Raw genomic sequence first — 15,933 nt, 5'->3', positions numbered from 1 at the left:
AAAATCCTTCTAAATTAATTTAGAAGGATCGTATAGCTATTGGTATAGAAGATATTATTCTTCGATTAAATCTTTTTTAGCAGATTCAAGAATCCGTCCGCCCTTATAAAAGAAGCGTGAATAATAAGGCTCATTCAAATTGCTGATTACAACACCTCTTGAAGAAGATGCGTGTGCAAAGCGGTTGTCACCTAAATAAATTCCGATATGTGTGATTCTTGTACTTCTGATTTTAAAGAAGACTAAGTCTCCTTCTTTGAGTTCATCTTTAGGTAGCGGGTCTACCATGCTGAAGATGTCCCTTGAATTTCTTAACAATGTAGTGTTGAAAACTTTGTCGTAAATCGCCTTGGTAAACGCTGAACAATCTATTCCTTTCTTGGTATTTCCTCCAAACCGGTAAGGTGTTCCTATCCATTCATAAATGAATTTGTAGAGCTTAACGTTAGATGTCGCGTCAACTGCGATACCCATAACCTGGGAGAAATATTGGGAAGCTAAGTTATCAGGATCCTCTAATTTGTTGGTTTCTTTTGTTTTAGTTTGCGCGTTTAAAGCAGTCACGCTGCACAAAGCAATAAGGGCAGAAAACAAAAATTTTTTTATCATGTTACACTGTTAAGTTTGGGTAATAGGCACTTGCACTTAAACGTACACCAGCTAAGGCTTATTGTCAGGTTGTCAAAACTATGTAAATAAGATATGTTATCCAAATGTATTTTGATGAAATGTATGAGTTATTAACATTTTACGGTCATTGCTCACATCCATTTTACACTAATCCTTCGATATATTACAATAAAAAAGTAGATTTGCTCTCATAAATAAAAATCAATAGCCAAAAATGAGTGCAGTAGAAATTAATAAGGATACCTATCTGAAGTGGTTTGAGTCGATGTTACTAATGCGTAAATTCGAAGAGAAAACTGGTCAACTTTACGGACAACAGAAAATCCGTGGTTTTTGTCATCTATACATCGGTCAGGAGGCTGTTGTTGCCGGAGCGATTTCTGCATTACAACCTGAAGATTCTATGATCACCGCTTATCGTGATCACGCTCATGCTTTGGCGAAAGGTGTAAGTGCAAACAGTATAATGGCAGAAATGTACGGTAAAGCTACCGGCTGTTCCAAAGGTAAAGGTGGTTCAATGCACATGTTTAGCAAAGAACATAATTTTTATGGTGGTCACGGAATCGTAGGTGGTCAGATCCCATTAGGTGCAGGTATCGCATTTGCTGAAAAATATAAAGGGACTAAAAATGTTAACGTTTGCTATATGGGTGATGGTGCTGTTCGTCAGGGCGCATTAAATGAAGCCTTCAATATGGCCATGTTATGGAAACTTCCTGTAATTTTTGTTTGTGAGAACAACGGTTATGCAATGGGAACTTCTGTAGAGCGTACAACTAACATGTTAGACCTATATAAAATCGGTTTAGGATTCGATATGCCATGTGCTCCGGTTGACGGAATGGACCCTGTTGCTGTTCACAACGCAATGGATGAAGCCGCACAGCGTGCACGTAATGGTGAAGGACCAACCTTCCTGGAAATGAGAACTTACCGTTACCGTGGACATTCGATGTCTGACCCTGCTAAATATCGTACTAAAGACGAATTAGAAGAATATAAAGCTAAAGATCCGATTGAATCAGTAAGAGAAACTATTCTGAACGAAAAGTATGCTGATCAGGCATGGATTGAAGAAATTGAAGCTAAAGTGAAACAGATCGTGGATGAATCTGTGAAATTTGCTGAAGAGTCACCATGGCCGGAAGCATCAGAATTATATACTGATGTTTACGTGCAACAAGACTATCCATATATCCAAGATTAATTTTACAACCTATTTTCAATTGATATTATAGAATGGCTGAAGTAGTTAAGATGCCCAAAATGAGCGACACCATGACCGAAGGGGTAATGGCGAAGTGGCATAAAAAAGTTGGCGATAAAGTTAAAAGTGGAGACGTTCTGGCAGAAGTAGAAACCGATAAGGCGACTATGGATCTGGAATCCTACTGGGATGGCACCATCCTTTTTATTGGTGTAGAAGAAGGTAAAGCTGTTCCTGTTGATGCTGTAATTGCAGTTATTGGTAAAGAAGGCGAAGATTATAAAGCTGCTCTTGACGCAGAAGGTGCTGCTGCACCGGCAAAAGAGGAAAAAGCTGCGGAAGTAAAACCTGCTGAAGAAGCTCCCAAAGCTGAAGCAAAAGGTGCTGCGGTAACTGATGCTGATCTGGAAAAACAAGGCGTTACAGTAGTACGTATGCCATTGTTAAGCGATACCATGACTGAAGGCGTAATTGCTGAATGGCATAAAAAAGTAGGTGATAAAATTAAAAATGATGACATCCTTGCTGATGTGGAAACCGATAAGGCGACTATGGAAGTAATGGGTTATGCAGATGGAACTTTATTACATATTGGAGTAGAAAAAGGTGCTGCTGCGAAAGTAAACGGTATCATCGCGATTGTAGGTCCGGAAGGATTTGATATAAGCGGTATCTTAAACCAGGGTGATGCTCCGGCAAAACCTGCTGCAGATAAAGCTGACGCTCCTGTTAAAGAAGCTGCTGCTGCTGCTGCTGCTGCTCCTGCAGAAGCACAGGAAGAAACACATACAGCTGACGGTTCACGCCTGAAAGCTTCTCCTTTAGCTAAGAGAATTGCAAAAGAAAAAGGTATAGATCTTGCACAGGTTGCAGGTAGTGCTGATGGTGGCCGTATCATTAAAAAAGATATTGAGAACTTCAAGCCTGCTGCTGCGGCTGCAAAAGGTACAGAAGCTGCTTCAGCCCCTGCATCTGCTGAAAAATCAGCACCAGTTCTTGCACAATATATCGGCGAAGAAAAATATACAGAGAAACCAGTTTCTCAAATGCGTAAAGTAATCGCGAAAAGATTATCAGAAAGCTTGTTCACTGCACCGCACTTCTATCTTACGATGAGTATTGATATGGATGCTGCGATGGCTGCACGTGTGAAGATGAATGAATTCTCTCCGGTTAAACTTTCATTCAATGATTTAGTGATCAAAGCAGTGGCTGTTGCTTTAAAACAACATCCAAACGTGAACTCTTCATGGTTAGGAGATAAAATCCGTTACAATGAGCACGTGAACGTAGGTGTAGCTATTGCCGTTGAAGACGGATTATTAGTTCCGGTAGTACGTTTTGCTGATGGAAAATCATTGTCACGTATCTCAGCTGAGGTTAAAGATTTCGCACAACGTGCAAAAGCTAAAAAACTTCAGCCTTCAGACTGGGAAGGTTCAACTTTCACCGTATCTAATTTAGGTATGTTTGGTATTGATGAATTTACAGCGATTATTAACACACCTGATTCTTGTATCCTTGCTGTAGGCGGGATTTCACAAGTACCAGTAGTTAAAAATGGTGCTGTTGTTCCTGGAAATGTAATGAAAGTTACTTTGAGCTGTGATCACCGTACGGTAGATGGCGCTACAGGTGCTGCATTCTTACAAACATTCAAAGCATTATTAGAAGAACCAGTAAGATTATTGGTTTAATAATATTGAAATATTTAAAAAGCTGCTTCGGCAGCTTTTTTTATGCGTTCTACTTTTTGTACTTTTGCCCCCATGTCAAACATTAAACCGTCTTTAGCAAAAGGAACCCGTGATTTTTCACCTCAGGAAATGGTGAAACGTAATTACATATTCGATACCATCAAAAAGGTATTTAAGAAATATGGTTATGCTGAAATACAGACTCCTTCGATGGAAAATCTTTCTACCCTGACTGGTAAATACGGTGATGAAGGCGATAAACTGATTTTTAAGATCCTGAACTCAGGAGATTACCTTTCTAAAGCCAATGCGGATCATTTAAGCAATTTAAACTCTAATGCACTGATTTCGTCCATTAGTGAGAAAGCATTACGTTACGACTTAACTGTACCCTTTGCACGCTACGTAGTGATGCACCAGAATGATATAGCCCTTCCTTTCAAACGTTTCCAGATCCAGCCCGTATGGAGAGCTGACAGACCTCAAAAAGGACGTTACCGTGAATTTTATCAGTGCGATGTGGATGTAGTAGGTTCAGAAAGCCTGTTGAACGAAGCTGAATTTGTACTGATCTACCAGGAAGCACTCTGCAACCTGGGAATGACTGACTTTACCATTAAACTGAATAACCGGAAAATCCTTTCTGGAATTGCTGAAATTATCGGTAAACCAGAACTGATCATTGACATGACCGTTGCCATCGATAAACTGGATAAGATCGGTTTTGAAGGCGTAACCAAAGAACTGCTGGAAAGAGGCTTTACAGAAGATGATATTACGCAGTTAAAACCAGTAATCCTTTTAGAAGGAACAAATGCAGAAAAACTAGACCGTTTAAAAGAAGTGCTGGCAACTTCAGAAGTCGGATTAAAAGGAATTGCTGAAATTGAAACAGTATTTACCTATGTACAGGGCTTGTTAAAAAACAGTGATTTGAGACAACCGGATCTGGAACTGGATATTACATTAGCCCGCGGCCTGAACTACTATACTGGCTGTATCTTCGAGGTGAAAACCAATGAAGCAGCAATGGGTAGTATTTGCGGAGGTGGCCGTTATGATGACCTGACTGGAATGTTCGGATTAAAAGGACTGACAGGAGTAGGGATCTCTTTCGGAGCTGACCGTATTTATGATGTTTTACAAGAATTAAACCTGTTTCCGGAATCTGCCGCCGCCGGAACAAAAGTGCTGATCAGTAACTTTGATGCAGAATCAGAACTTTACGCTTTACCTTTATTACAACAATTAAGAGACGCGGACATTGCTGCAGAACTTTACCCATCCTCAGCAAAACTTAAAAAACAGATGGGTTATGCAGATGCTAAATCAATCCCTTATGTGATCCTGATCGGAAGTGATGAATTGCAAAGCGGCATCCTGACTTTCAAAAATATGAATACAGGCGAACAGCAGAAAATTACTGCTGCTGCCATTATTGAAATACTTAAAGCAGAAATATCAGCCAGTTAATTGGCTAATATTTCATCGAAGAATAACAACATATGTTTCCATGACCTTTTCGAGGCCAGCTCATTATAGGCTGCGCCTTTGGAATTGTCATTGCCCGCTTCACGGTCGGTGAACGCATGTACAGCATTCGCGTACTCAATCATTTGCCAGTCTGCTTTTGCAGTTCTCATTTCCTGCTGAAAACCTAAAACCTGTTCATTGGTCATAGATGGATCATCCGCGCCATGTAAAACCAATACCTTGGTATGAATAGGATTTACAGCTCTTTCACCAGCATATTGTGCCAGACCGCCATGGATAGAAACAACACCTTTAACAGGCATATCAGCTCTGGCAGCTTCTAAAGCTCCCGTACCCCCAAAGCAATAACCAATCACAATGATTCTGGATGGATCAGCACCCGCTTTCACTAATTGTGCTAAAGCAAGCTTAATTCTTTGCTGGTAAGCAGCAACATTCTTTTTATAATAACCCGACTGCTGGCCGGCTTCTTTTGCATCTTTCGGGTAATGTCCCTCCCCATAAATATCAGCTACAAAAGCATAATAACCCAGTCCGGCTAATTTTACGGCTGTTTCTTTCGCATTGTTATCTATCCCTTTCCAAGCTGGTAAGATCAGTACCCCTGCTTTTTTTTGTGTGGCTTTGGCGGGTGAAATCACGAGCCCTTTTAATTGCTGCTGGCCATCCTGGTAAGCAACAGGTTTAAGCTGTGCGAAGGAGCCAGAAACGATCAGTGTCATAGCGATGGTAAGTATTGGTTTCATCTATTTATTTTTTTAGTATAACAAGCAATGAATGTATAATGTTTAATTGCGGGCCGCCATGTATAAACGCAGGTTCTCTGCCGCCCGTTTGCGGACCTTATTTTTCAGAAAGTTTGTCCAGCCCAATAAAATGCCCGGTAAGCCCAAAGCCTGGCTTGACCATTTATAAAAACTGAAATGATCTTCATGCTGAACAATCTTTCCGTTTTCAAAAATGAAGGATGCTTTAATCCTGTTGACTACCTTTTTCCCGGTAGCAGAAAATGTATAATGTGCTACCCATTCAGCAGTGCCTGTTTCCCCGTCTGTTTGGACATGGTTGTATTCCACACGCAGATCTTTACCGCTTTTAATCAGCATTTCCCACATGCTGCGAACCTGTTCAGCATTCAGATCTCTAAATGCAGCATCACTGAAAGTGGCGTTATCGGCATAACAAGCTTGCATGCCCTTAAAGTCTTTGTTCTTAAAACAAGTGTAAAAATGATGAATGAGGCTTTCGTTAGGTTTCATAGGAGTAAATGATGTCTTTTTTTGGACAACACTAATATATGTATAATTACGGAGCGGTAATGCTAATCAGCTGAGGCTAATCCGGGTAGAATGTGGAAAGGTTGAAAAATAATAGAAATGCTTTGAAACCTTTTTAATTCATTTACGTCTTATATACAAGTTTAAGGTTAACAGAGGTATAGTTGTGGCGACTATACCTTTGTCTTTTAAATGACTTCAGTATTTGAAACGTAGGTGGTAATCTGTCTCGCCATCCCTTTAAAAAGAAAAATATGAAAGGGAAACATCGCATACCAATAAATCCTTCCCCATAACCCTGAAGGTCTGAAAGTTGCAATCTGCGATAGAAATGACTCCCCGCGATAATTAATCACCTTGAATTCAAGCCATGCTTCTCCCGGTACTTTCATTTCTGCATAAAGCAGTAACCTCGCATTTTTCTTATCCGCAAGCAGTACCCGCCAGAAATCAATTACATCGCCCGCATGTATAGAAACCGTGTTGGTACGGCCTCTCCTGGTACCCACACCACCAAATAGTTTATCAATAAATCCCCTTAAATTCCAAAGCCAGTCTGCATAATACCAGCCCCGGCTTCCTCCGATGCTCCAGATATTATCGAAAACTTCTTCAGTTTGCCGCTTAAAGGGCATTTTAACTTTGTATTCCAATACACCATTCTGAGGAACCTTCACCTGATCCATGAAAGAAGTGTCCAGATAACCTCTATTTAAGGCATCCTTCCAGCTCGACACAATCGAATGTTGCTCAATCTTTTCAAAGGCCAGCTTCAACGCCTTTTTATAAGTAAAACACGGGCCGGGTACGATCTCTTTGATCCGCTCATCTTTGCAGATCACCTCGTTTTTCATGCTGTCAACCAAGCTTCTCGCTAAAGAATAAGGTACAGCAGTGACTAAATAAAGCCATAAAGAAGATAACCTGGGCGTGAGTACAGGGACAGTGAGTATCCAGCGCTTCAGATTTCTGGAAGCCGCATACTGGAGGATCATTTCCTTATAAGTCAGAATATCCGGGCCCCCAATATCAAAAATGTGGTTAAAAGCTTTTTCATTCAATAATACGCCGGTCAGATAACCCAGCACATCACGGATACCAATAGGCTGACACCGGGTATTGACCCATTTAGGCGCAACCATAACCGGGAGTTTCTCCGCAAGATCACGGATAATCTCAAAAGAAGCGCTGCCCGATCCGATAATGATAGCTGCCCGCAATATGGTAAAGGCGATGCCTGAATTTTTAAGTTCATCTTCTACAGAAAGCCGGGAAGTTAAATGCACAGAAAGATGAACATCATTCGCAATCCCGGTGAGGTAAATCAGCTGACGGCATTTTGTCTGCTGTATTGCTTTCACAAAGTGCATGGCCGATTCAGCTTCCAGCTCAGCGAACTTTTGGTTTCCTGAAGACATCGAATGTACCAGGTAATAGGCGGCATCAATATCTTCAGGTATATTCTTTAAAGATTCTGGTTGTAATAAATCGGCAGTAATAATTTTAACCTGATCATCAAAATCAGACTCTTCTGCAAAACGGCGCTGATCACGAACCATACAAACCACTTCATGTCCCTGTTCCAGTAAAACAGGTAACAATCGGGTGCCTATATAGCCGTTTGCGCCGGTCAGCAGGACTTTCATGTAATGTGCGGATTGAAAGTATCTGTTTTGACGAAGGCTTTTAATTCCTGTAAAATTGTGTATAAACCAAAGTTTGTACGGTTCACATAAATGAAATGTTTTACCCCTCTGGCCTGTTTAAACTCTGGCATTTTGGCGATCTTCTCTCCATAAACATACAACTGAGCAAAAAACTCAGGCTGACTGAAGTCAAAAGTTTTGCTGGTATAAGGTTTTGCGAACAACTGGATCATTTCCAGGTAAGCTTTATAATAAAACTCAATTTGTGCAGCATCATCCCCCGGATGTATCATTTCCAGCTTTCTGAAAGCTTCAATAGTTTTGTTTTTATCCTTGATCACATCCGATGAAATCAGCGAAAAGAAAGGAATATAGAAATCATCAGGCAACTCTTTAATACAGCCAAAATCTATGACCCCTAATTTCTCATCCGGAGTAATCATGAAATTTCCGGGATGCGGGTCTGCATGTACAGCCCTTAACTCATGCTGCTGGAAATTATAAAAATCCCATAAAGCCTGTCCGATTTTATTTCTGAGTTCCTGAGAAGGATTGGTCTGAAGAAATTCTTTAAGATGTAAGCCTTCAATCCAGTCCATCGTGATGATCCTTTTACCCGAAAGTTCAGGATAATAAGTAGGGAAGACCACGTTATTCAGATCCTTGCAAGCCTCAGTGATCTCAATAGAACGGCGAACTTCAAGCTCATAATCTGTTTCCTCTAACAAACGTTCCTCTACCTCTTTGATATAAATGTTAAGCTCTTTCTCACTCATCCCCAATAAACGGAAGGCAAAAGGTTTTACCAATTTCAGGTCTGAAGAAATGCTGTCTCCAACACCCGGATATTGAATTTTAACCGCTAACTTTTTGCCATTCAGCTCTGCCTCATGCACCTGTCCGATAGACGCTGCATTCGTAGAAACCAAGTTGAATTTATCATAAATCGCTTCTGGTGTTTTACCGAAGTTCTTGGTAAATGTCCGGACAATCAGCGGCCCTGAAAGCGGCGGCGCATTATATTGTGACTGCGTAAACTTGTCTACATAAGATTTAGGGAGGATATTTTTATCCATGCTGAGCATCTGTGCAATTTTCAAAGCACTTCCTTTCAACTCGCTCAGCGATTTATAAATATCGGTCGCATTATCCTCGTTCAGCTCATCCCTGCCCAACTGCGGATTGAATAGCTTTTTAGAATAATGTTTGATATAATTTCCGCCAATCTGAAACCCTGTTTTAACGAATTTAGCAGAGCGTTCTGTTTTAGTTACTGGAATACTATTTTGTTCAGCCATGTTATTGTCTACCCCTGCTTTCTGCAAACTTTCCGTTTCTGGATAAGAACTTACCATACTCTAAAAGATTATCAATAGGAGAACGCTGAAATAAATCAAAGGTCACATTGATCCCTTTTTCGATAGCTTCATCCGTTTTTTCAAAGTCGGTACTGTCATCATTCACCCAGAAATTCAGGATGAAGGCAAATTGAACCCAAAGTGCATCTTTATACCTTTTGGTGAAAAATTTACGGTCTGCCAGTTCTCCTGTTTCCAACCCTTCATTAATCAATTCCTCTGCGAAGTTCTCGAAAATAGGTTTCACACCCGACAATACTTTCGGTGTAGCAAATCTATCCTGATGACTTTTAAGACTGTACACAATAAAGCTTCTGTGTTTCTTTAGTAATTCTACATAACTGTAGAAAAAGGACAGCATTCTGTCTCTTGAAGAATACTGCGCCCAAACTTCCTGTTGCTGAATAGCGTCGATTGCTTCGACAGTCAGGTCCACCCAGACCATTTTTTCAATACTTTCGAAAGAGCCATAGAACTCGTAGAATTCAGCCTCTGTAATCTTTAATTTTTTTACGAAACTATAAACTGATTTGGGTTTTTCGTCCTGCGTTAACACATAATCGATGTAAGCAGTTCTGATTTGTTGAGACGTTGCCATACGTTTTTCTTTAAATAACGATTTATAGCTTAGAATAGTTTTCCAAATGCGTTATTGAAACGGCGTGTGACTGAATAAGGGCATTCGGATGACATATCGGCGGATGAATTTGTCATATAATTTATGCTATATCAAAGCAATGTTACCGGAAGATTACCTGAATTGTGCAGATTTGATTACTTTTGTGTCTAATTGAACAACAAACGCTTACATATCAGCCGGATTTTCGCGACGTTACTGTTGATGGTTTTTGCCATTGCACTTACGCCCTGGAGCTCTCTTCATCATCATGAAGAGCAGCCAGACTATTGCGTTAAAGACGGTAAAGAATGTTTGCATAAGTTTCACGTGGGCAGCGAAAGACACAACTGTCTGATCTGTTCCGCACATTTCGAAAAAGACTATTATACGACTGCAGTAGCTTATCAGGCCACACTGGAAAGTAAAGCCATAGTGAAAAACTATGCTTTAACAGGTGCTTGTTATACTGCATTGATCAGTACTTCTCTTCGCGGGCCCCCTGCAGCCCAGGTATAGACAATTCTAATTGATTGCTGGCATTGATGGGTTTTACCCGGACGGCTTCAGGCAATATTATCCAAAAGAGACACACATTTGATCAGGAAACCTGAATGGGCTCCGGCTCAGGAATGCTTCGTATAAAAAACACCATACAGACATATGAAAAAGATACATCTATTACTAGTTGTACTACTTTCTGCTTTTATTTTTACCAGCACATTTGCGGCTGATGTAGCTGAATTTAAAGGCAAAATTATTGACGCTCAAACTAAAACACCATTACCAGGTGCTTCAATCACTATTCCTGATTTACGCACCTCTGCAATCACTAACCAAAATGGAGAATTTATCTTCAAGAATGCACCTGCACACGGACGCTTCCTTGTTCAGGTTAGTTATATCGGGTATAGAACAATCACACAATTAATTGACTTTTCAAACCCCGGAAATCTTGAATTCGCTTTACAGCCAAGCGTGATCGAAGGCAGAGAAGTGGTTATTACCGGTTCAGCATCCAGTTCTGATAACCGTAAAAACTCGACCTCTGTCACTACTGTAAGTAAAGCAGATTTATTATACCGTCCGTCTACGAACCTGATGGATGCGATTTCGCGTGTACCGGGCGTGTCTCAGATTACTACGGGGCCGGCAATTTCAAAACCAGTTATCCGCGGTCTGAGTTATAACCGTGTCGTTACTTTAAATGACGGTGTAAAACAACAAGGACAGCAATGGGGAGACGAACATGGAATTGAAATCGATCAGTATAGTGCAGACCGTGTAGAAATTCTAAGAGGCCCTGCCAGTTTAATGTACGGCTCAGACGCTTTGGGCGGGGTTATCAATATCCTGGATGGATTACCAGCACCTGAAGGAACTTTAAGGGGTGAATTTCTGACGAATTATTCTACCAACAATGGAATGACCGGTAATTCATTAATGTTGCAGGGAAATGAAAATGGCTTCATCTACAAAGCACGCGGATCTTACAAAAATGCTTATTCTTATAAAACACCAACAGAATATGTCCCGAATTCAGGTTTCAATGAGACTAACTTTGAAGGACAGGTTGGATTGAATAAAAAATGGGGATATGCGCATTTAGACGCTTCTGTTTTCCGTACTAATATTGGTTTTTATGATCCCGTAAGAAACGATGCAGGTCAGCTGGTTGATGCTGACGGTAACCCTTTTTCTGATGCACAAAATAAAGACAGAACAGTAGCTTATCCTAAACAAGACGTACGTCACTATAAAATCGCGTTAAACAGTAATATTCTTTTAGGGGAAGGCAGTTTGAAAGCAACCCTGGGTTATCAGCACAATTTGCGCAGAGAACTGGGTGAGGCTGATGCAGGTCCTGATTTATTCCTGAACAGTTATACATACAGTTATGACCTTAAATATTCGTTCAAAGAAGTGAATGGCTGGGCACCGGTTATTGGTGTTTCCGGAGAATATATCCATAGCTTAAATACGACTGGCAGTGAACAATTGATCCCTGATTTTGATACGCAGGCATTCGGTGGTTTTGCTTTTGTTAAAAAAACATGGGATGATGATACCTTTAATGCAGGTGTGCGTTTTGACCATAGAAAAATGACGGGTAAAGAGTTTAGCGGGGAATCAAACTATCCTGCATTCAGCAATAAATTCTCTCACATTACCGGAGCCTTAGGGTATACCCACGAATTTAATGAGGCTTTTAGTTTTAAAGCAAATGCAGGAAGTGCTTTCAGAGCACCGAATATTGCAGAACTGGCCTCTAATGGCGTACATGAAGGTGTATTCCGTTACGAAGTAGGTAATCCAAATCTTAAACCAGAGAAGAGTTATCAGTTTGATGCTTCCTTTGATTATCAAAATCAATACGTAAGCGCGAGTTTGGGTGGTTTCGCCAATTTTATCAATGATTATATTTATTATAACACAGACGGAACAACTAAAGTTGTAGATGACAGGCCTTTCCCTGTGTACAACTTTGTACAGAATAATGCCTTTTTACGTGGTATAGAAGCATCGTTAACTTTACACCCGGTTAGTTTTATCCACTTTGAGAATGGATTCTCTTATACCAGGGCAACAAACCGTACCACTAAACAATCACTTCCATTTATTCCTGCAGCTACTTTACATAACGAATTACGTTTTGAGCCAACTCTTGCCGGTACTTCTCATTCTTATGTTTCTGTAGGAATTGATAACTACTTTAAACAAACCAAGATTGATAGCTTTGAGCAGCCAACTTCAGGTTATACCTTGTTAAACGCTGCTATTGGAACAACGTTGAAACTAAGTAAAAACCAGGACATCACGATTTATGCAGCTGGTAAGAACTTATTAAATAAAGCTTACTATGATCACCTGAGCCGTTTTAAACCAGGAAGATTAAGTGATGAAGACCCAACTTTGGGTATTTACAACATGGGACGCAGTATCACTTTTGGTGTAACGCTTCCATTTACGTTGAAAAAATAGCACACAACACACCACAAATAAACACACACACGTTTGTAACGAAACCCCGCTTCCTGTTAAGGAACGGGGTTTTCTTGTAAAATAATCGTTAGTTTTAGAACTTTCAACTTCCTGCTTTGTTTGTAGGTACTAAACGATTGAGATTATATGTTCAAAAAACTACTGCTGCCAGCAATCCTTTTATTTTGTCTGTCTTTTTCTGCATCTGCACAACAGGCAGATACCCTGTCTATTACCCTGGAAAATGTAAAATATCCTTACCCGGTAAAATACTTTCCTATCCATACCGAAGGACAAGATATTAAGATGGCCTATATGGATATTGCACCTGTACAAAATGCAAATGGCAGGACAGTAGTTTTATTTCATGGTAAAAACTTTGGCGGATATTACTGGACTAATGTAATCAAGGCTTTAACCGGCAGAGGATTCAGGGTTGTTGTTCCTGATCAGATCGGATTTGGTAAATCTTCCAAACCATTTATTCATTACAGCTTTCATCAGCTTGCGCGCTGGAATAAAGCATTGTTGGATACCTTAGGTATTCAGAAAGCAAATATCCTCGGCCATTCTATGGGAGGGATGTTAGCCACCCGGTTTGCGCTGATGTATCCGCAGACTACAGAAAAACTATTGCTGGAAAACCCTATCGGGCTGGAAGATTACCGCGCCTTTGTCCCTTATGTAACCACAGAAGAACAATATAAAACAGAATTGAAAGCTACGGCAGAAAGTATCAAAAAATACTATCAAAGCTCTTACTTCACCGTGTGGAAACCTGAATATGATGAATTAGTCAGAATAGGTGCGGGAGTGACTTTCAGTTCGGACTACGCGCGCTGGGCAAAAGTAGCAGCAATGACCTTTACAATGATCTACGAACAGCCAGTGGTTTATGAGTTCCAGAACATCACAGTTCCAACAATTCTGTTTATTGGTAAAGAAGATAAAACGATAGTTGGTAAAGGCTTATTAAGCCCTCAGCAACAAGCATTGCATGGACAGTACAAAGTACTCGGAAAACAGATTGCAGGCAGGATACCTAACGCCAAGCTGATTGAATTTGATGGTAGTGGCCATATTCCTCACCTGGAAGTCCCTACAGAATTTACAGTTGCTTTATTGGGCGGGTTATAAGAACAAATTATAAGAACCTGCCCAGGCAGGTTCTCCATTTATTTCTTTACCGGATCTTGTGAGAAAGTTGCGGCAAGGATCTGATACAGCTCAGGGTGTTTCTCTTTGAACTGCGCTGGCTTTTCAAAGAAATATTCTGACACTACTGCAAGGAATTCAGCTTCATTGGTCACCGCATACGGATTAATATCTGATTTACCAGCCTCAATCCTGCTGATTTCCTGGTGGATCATTTTTACCCACGGAATAATATACTGATGCGGCATCAGGTTTTCAGGAATACCATCTGTTGCCCCGTCCGATTTATCCAGTAAGTGTACAAACTCATGGATCGCAGTATTCTCCTTATCTGTACTGATAGAAAATCCTTCCAATAACGCAGAGCGGGATAAAATCATTTGTCCGTTCATATAGCCCGTACCGACCATTCCAAGAATATTCCGGTCACCACCTTCAAACTGAAAGTCTTTATTAAAAGTATCAGGGTATAAAATTACAGCATGGAGATTCTGATACTTCCATTGCCCGAATCCAAAAACCGGAATAATTGCACTCGATGCAATTAATAAACGATCTGTGGCATCAGGCACAAGGTCTATACCTTCCACACGCACATAACTTAAGAAGTCCAGCAGCATTTGCTCAAACTTTAAACGGTTATCCTGGTCTAAATGCTGATAATAAGCCACGTGACTCAGCAAAAGCTGCCTGTCAGTTTCATTCATCGCATTTTGTGAAACTTGTTTAGTTTTTTTACTGCGGAAAATGAAATATAGTGCAACTATAAAGGCGGCGAGTAAGATCAGGTAAGGCATCATTATTCTGCCTCCAGGATTTCAAGCTGAGCCAGGATCTCTTCTTCTTGTATCGGATAAACTTCTTTATGGACCAGTGCCTGATAAACTGCTTCAAATAAGGAAATATAACTGGCAGGTTTAGAAGGAACCAAACGTTTTGTTCTTTCTCCACTCTCACTGATTAAAGTTAATACCGCTTCTTTTCCCTTGGCTTCAATTCCAAAACCAGGCTCATTGGGCTTAATTCCCTTTAACAATTGTTCTTCCTGTACATCCGCCCGTTCTTTAATAAAACTCCCGTTTTTTCCATGCAGTACAAAAGAAGGCTGAATATCAGTCACCATCATATTGGCATGTACAAAAACATTCAAACTATCCGGATAACTCAAATGGATCGAGAAGAAATCATCTACCTGTGTATTTTCCCTGTTTTTACCTAATACCTTATGAAATGATAGCGGTTTGCCAAAAATACTGATCGCCTGATCTACTAAATGCGGCCCAAGGTCATACTGTAAACCACTGGCTGCAATCGGCTCTTCTTTAAAGCTTTTTACACCGATACTTGCTTTATACCTGTCAAACCGGAAGTGGACCTCTGACAATTTACCCAGTTTATCACTTTTAATGATGTTTTTTACGGCTGTAAAATCGCTGTCCCATCTGCGGTTCTGGTAAACGAACACCTTTTTGCCCAGAGATTCAGCTAATTTAAAGATTTCGATAGCTTCTGCAGAAGTGGCTGCGAATGGCTTTTCCACCAAAATATGTTTACCCGCATGCAATGCTTGTTTAGCATACTCATAATGCGTGTTATTAGGCGTATTGATAACGATCAGGTCAATCTCTTTGTCATTTAGCAATTCGTCAGTGCTATCATAACTGATGATACCGGCGAAATCTTTCTCTGCATTTTTTTGATTCCGTTCCGTAACTGCATGCAGTTTAAACCCCTGATGTGCAGTCAGAAAAGGGCCGTGAAATATTTTGCCGGACATGCCGTAGGCCATCAGGCCAGTCGAGATTACTTTAGTCATCAATTGCTCTATTTGAGCAGCTAAATTAGTCAATCAAAAAATTGATGTTTTA

The 15,933-nt window shown here is 40.4% G+C and carries 14 protein-coding genes; 6 read left to right on the top strand and 8 right to left on the bottom strand.

The features are described from left to right. Positions 1–54: 54 nt before the first annotated feature. Entirely contained in the window at positions 55–609 is a 555-nt protein-coding gene (locus tag LY11_RS20135) for a C40 family peptidase (protein WP_041878629.1), read from the bottom strand. Positions 610–844: 235 nt separating this feature from the next. Here LY11_RS20135 and pdhA point away from each other — a divergent pair, with 235 nt between their 5' ends. The 3 genes from pdhA to hisS all read left to right on the top strand — a co-directional run bounded on the left by pdhA (position 845) and on the right by hisS (position 5,010). Beyond that, on the top strand, positions 845–1,840 hold the full coding sequence (pdhA, locus tag LY11_RS20130) for a pyruvate dehydrogenase (acetyl-transferring) E1 component subunit alpha (RefSeq protein WP_068404218.1): 996 nt from the start codon (positions 845–847) through the stop codon (positions 1,838–1,840). Between the two features lie 32 nt (positions 1,841–1,872). Further along, the gene (locus LY11_RS20125) at positions 1,873–3,537 is read left to right on the top strand and encodes a pyruvate dehydrogenase complex dihydrolipoamide acetyltransferase (protein WP_111635425.1); all 1,665 of its coding nucleotides are present in this window, start codon (positions 1,873–1,875) and stop codon (positions 3,535–3,537) included. 72 nt (positions 3,538–3,609) lie between these two features. Further along, positions 3,610–5,010, top strand: a complete 1,401-nt coding sequence (gene hisS, locus LY11_RS20120; protein ID WP_111635424.1) for a histidine--tRNA ligase — start codon at positions 3,610–3,612, stop codon at positions 5,008–5,010. Here hisS and LY11_RS20115 read toward each other — a convergent pair. The 5 genes from LY11_RS20115 to LY11_RS20095 all read right to left on the bottom strand — a co-directional run bounded on the left by LY11_RS20115 (position 5,007) and on the right by LY11_RS20095 (position 9,910). Next, positions 5,007–5,777 carry a dienelactone hydrolase family protein gene (locus LY11_RS20115; protein WP_111635423.1) on the bottom strand — a complete coding sequence of 257 codons (771 nt, stop codon included), beginning with the start codon at positions 5,775–5,777 and terminating at the stop codon, positions 5,007–5,009. The two genes, hisS and LY11_RS20115, sit on opposite strands and share 4 nt — an antisense overlap. A gap of 42 nt (positions 5,778–5,819) precedes the next feature. Beyond that, entirely contained in the window at positions 5,820–6,290 is a 471-nt protein-coding gene (locus LY11_RS20110; protein ID WP_111635422.1) for a nuclear transport factor 2 family protein, read from the bottom strand. A 206-nt stretch (positions 6,291–6,496) separates the two neighbouring features. Then, positions 6,497–7,954 carry an SDR family oxidoreductase gene (locus tag LY11_RS20105; protein WP_111635421.1) on the bottom strand — a complete coding sequence of 486 codons (1,458 nt, stop codon included), beginning with the start codon at positions 7,952–7,954 and terminating at the stop codon, positions 6,497–6,499. Then, the gene (locus LY11_RS20100; protein WP_245952841.1) at positions 7,951–9,309 is read right to left on the bottom strand and encodes an ABC1 kinase family protein; all 1,359 of its coding nucleotides are present in this window, start codon (positions 9,307–9,309) and stop codon (positions 7,951–7,953) included. The genes LY11_RS20105 and LY11_RS20100 overlap by 4 nt, the downstream gene beginning before the upstream one ends. Then, on the bottom strand, positions 9,254–9,910 hold the full coding sequence (locus LY11_RS20095; protein WP_111635420.1) for a TetR family transcriptional regulator C-terminal domain-containing protein: 657 nt from the start codon (positions 9,908–9,910) through the stop codon (positions 9,254–9,256). Before LY11_RS20095 ends, LY11_RS20100 begins: the two co-directional genes overlap by 56 nt. A gap of 192 nt (positions 9,911–10,102) precedes the next feature. On the opposite strand from LY11_RS20095, the gene LY11_RS20090 reads away from it, so the two are divergent. From LY11_RS20090 to LY11_RS20080, 3 genes are all read left to right on the top strand, one after another. Continuing rightward, on the top strand, positions 10,103–10,447 hold the full coding sequence (locus tag LY11_RS20090; RefSeq protein ID WP_146610879.1) for a hypothetical protein: 345 nt from the start codon (positions 10,103–10,105) through the stop codon (positions 10,445–10,447). A gap of 144 nt (positions 10,448–10,591) precedes the next feature. Next, on the top strand, positions 10,592–12,910 hold the full coding sequence (locus LY11_RS20085; RefSeq protein ID WP_111635418.1) for a TonB-dependent receptor: 2,319 nt from the start codon (positions 10,592–10,594) through the stop codon (positions 12,908–12,910). A gap of 147 nt (positions 12,911–13,057) precedes the next feature. Beyond that, positions 13,058–14,047, top strand: a complete 990-nt coding sequence (locus LY11_RS20080) for an alpha/beta fold hydrolase (protein WP_111635417.1) — start codon at positions 13,058–13,060, stop codon at positions 14,045–14,047. 38 nt (positions 14,048–14,085) lie between these two features. On the opposite strand, the gene LY11_RS20075 is transcribed toward LY11_RS20080, so the two are convergent. Then, positions 14,086–14,865, bottom strand: coding sequence for a M90 family metallopeptidase (locus LY11_RS20075; protein ID WP_245952840.1), 780 nt, complete (start codon positions 14,863–14,865; stop codon positions 14,086–14,088). Continuing rightward, positions 14,865–15,881 (bottom strand): Gfo/Idh/MocA family oxidoreductase, encoded by a 1,017-nt coding sequence (locus LY11_RS20070; RefSeq protein WP_211321615.1) that lies wholly within the window; start codon positions 15,879–15,881, stop codon positions 14,865–14,867. The genes LY11_RS20075 and LY11_RS20070 overlap by 1 nt, the downstream gene beginning before the upstream one ends. Between the last annotated feature and the right edge of the window lie 52 nt (positions 15,882–15,933).

This window comes from Pedobacter cryoconitis, from assembly GCF_003259615.1.
Taxonomy (GTDB): Bacteria; Bacteroidota; Bacteroidia; order Sphingobacteriales; family Sphingobacteriaceae; genus Pedobacter; species Pedobacter cryoconitis.
The sequence above is the reverse complement of the archived record's forward strand: the minus strand, read 5'-3'. Positions and strand labels throughout refer to the sequence as shown.

What these genes read in the sequence shown, in the direction of transcription:
- LY11_RS20105 (WP_111635421.1), bottom strand. Translation starts at nt 7,954, where the DNA reads ATGAAAGTCCTGCTGACCGGCGCAAACGGCTATATAGGCACCCGATTG.
- LY11_RS20075 (WP_245952840.1), bottom strand. Translation starts at nt 14,865, where the DNA reads ATGATGCCTTACCTGATCTTACTCGCCGCCTTTATAGTTGCACTATAT.
- pdhA (WP_068404218.1), top strand. Translation starts at nt 845, where the DNA reads ATGAGTGCAGTAGAAATTAATAAGGATACCTATCTGAAGTGGTTTGAG.
- LY11_RS20115 (WP_111635423.1), bottom strand. Translation starts at nt 5,777, where the DNA reads ATGAAACCAATACTTACCATCGCTATGACACTGATCGTTTCTGGCTCC.
- LY11_RS20125 (WP_111635425.1), top strand. Translation starts at nt 1,873, where the DNA reads ATGGCTGAAGTAGTTAAGATGCCCAAAATGAGCGACACCATGACCGAA.
- LY11_RS20085 (WP_111635418.1), top strand. Translation starts at nt 10,592, where the DNA reads ATGAAAAAGATACATCTATTACTAGTTGTACTACTTTCTGCTTTTATT.
- LY11_RS20135 (WP_041878629.1), bottom strand. Translation starts at nt 609, where the DNA reads ATGATAAAAAAATTTTTGTTTTCTGCCCTTATTGCTTTGTGCAGCGTG.
- hisS (WP_111635424.1), top strand. Translation starts at nt 3,610, where the DNA reads ATGTCAAACATTAAACCGTCTTTAGCAAAAGGAACCCGTGATTTTTCA.
- LY11_RS20070 (WP_211321615.1), bottom strand. Translation starts at nt 15,881, where the DNA reads ATGACTAAAGTAATCTCGACTGGCCTGATGGCCTACGGCATGTCCGGC.
- LY11_RS20100 (WP_245952841.1), bottom strand. Translation starts at nt 9,309, where the DNA reads ATGGTAAGTTCTTATCCAGAAACGGAAAGTTTGCAGAAAGCAGGGGTA.
- LY11_RS20110 (WP_111635422.1), bottom strand. Translation starts at nt 6,290, where the DNA reads ATGAAACCTAACGAAAGCCTCATTCATCATTTTTACACTTGTTTTAAG.
- LY11_RS20095 (WP_111635420.1), bottom strand. Translation starts at nt 9,910, where the DNA reads ATGGCAACGTCTCAACAAATCAGAACTGCTTACATCGATTATGTGTTA.
- LY11_RS20080 (WP_111635417.1), top strand. Translation starts at nt 13,058, where the DNA reads ATGTTCAAAAAACTACTGCTGCCAGCAATCCTTTTATTTTGTCTGTCT.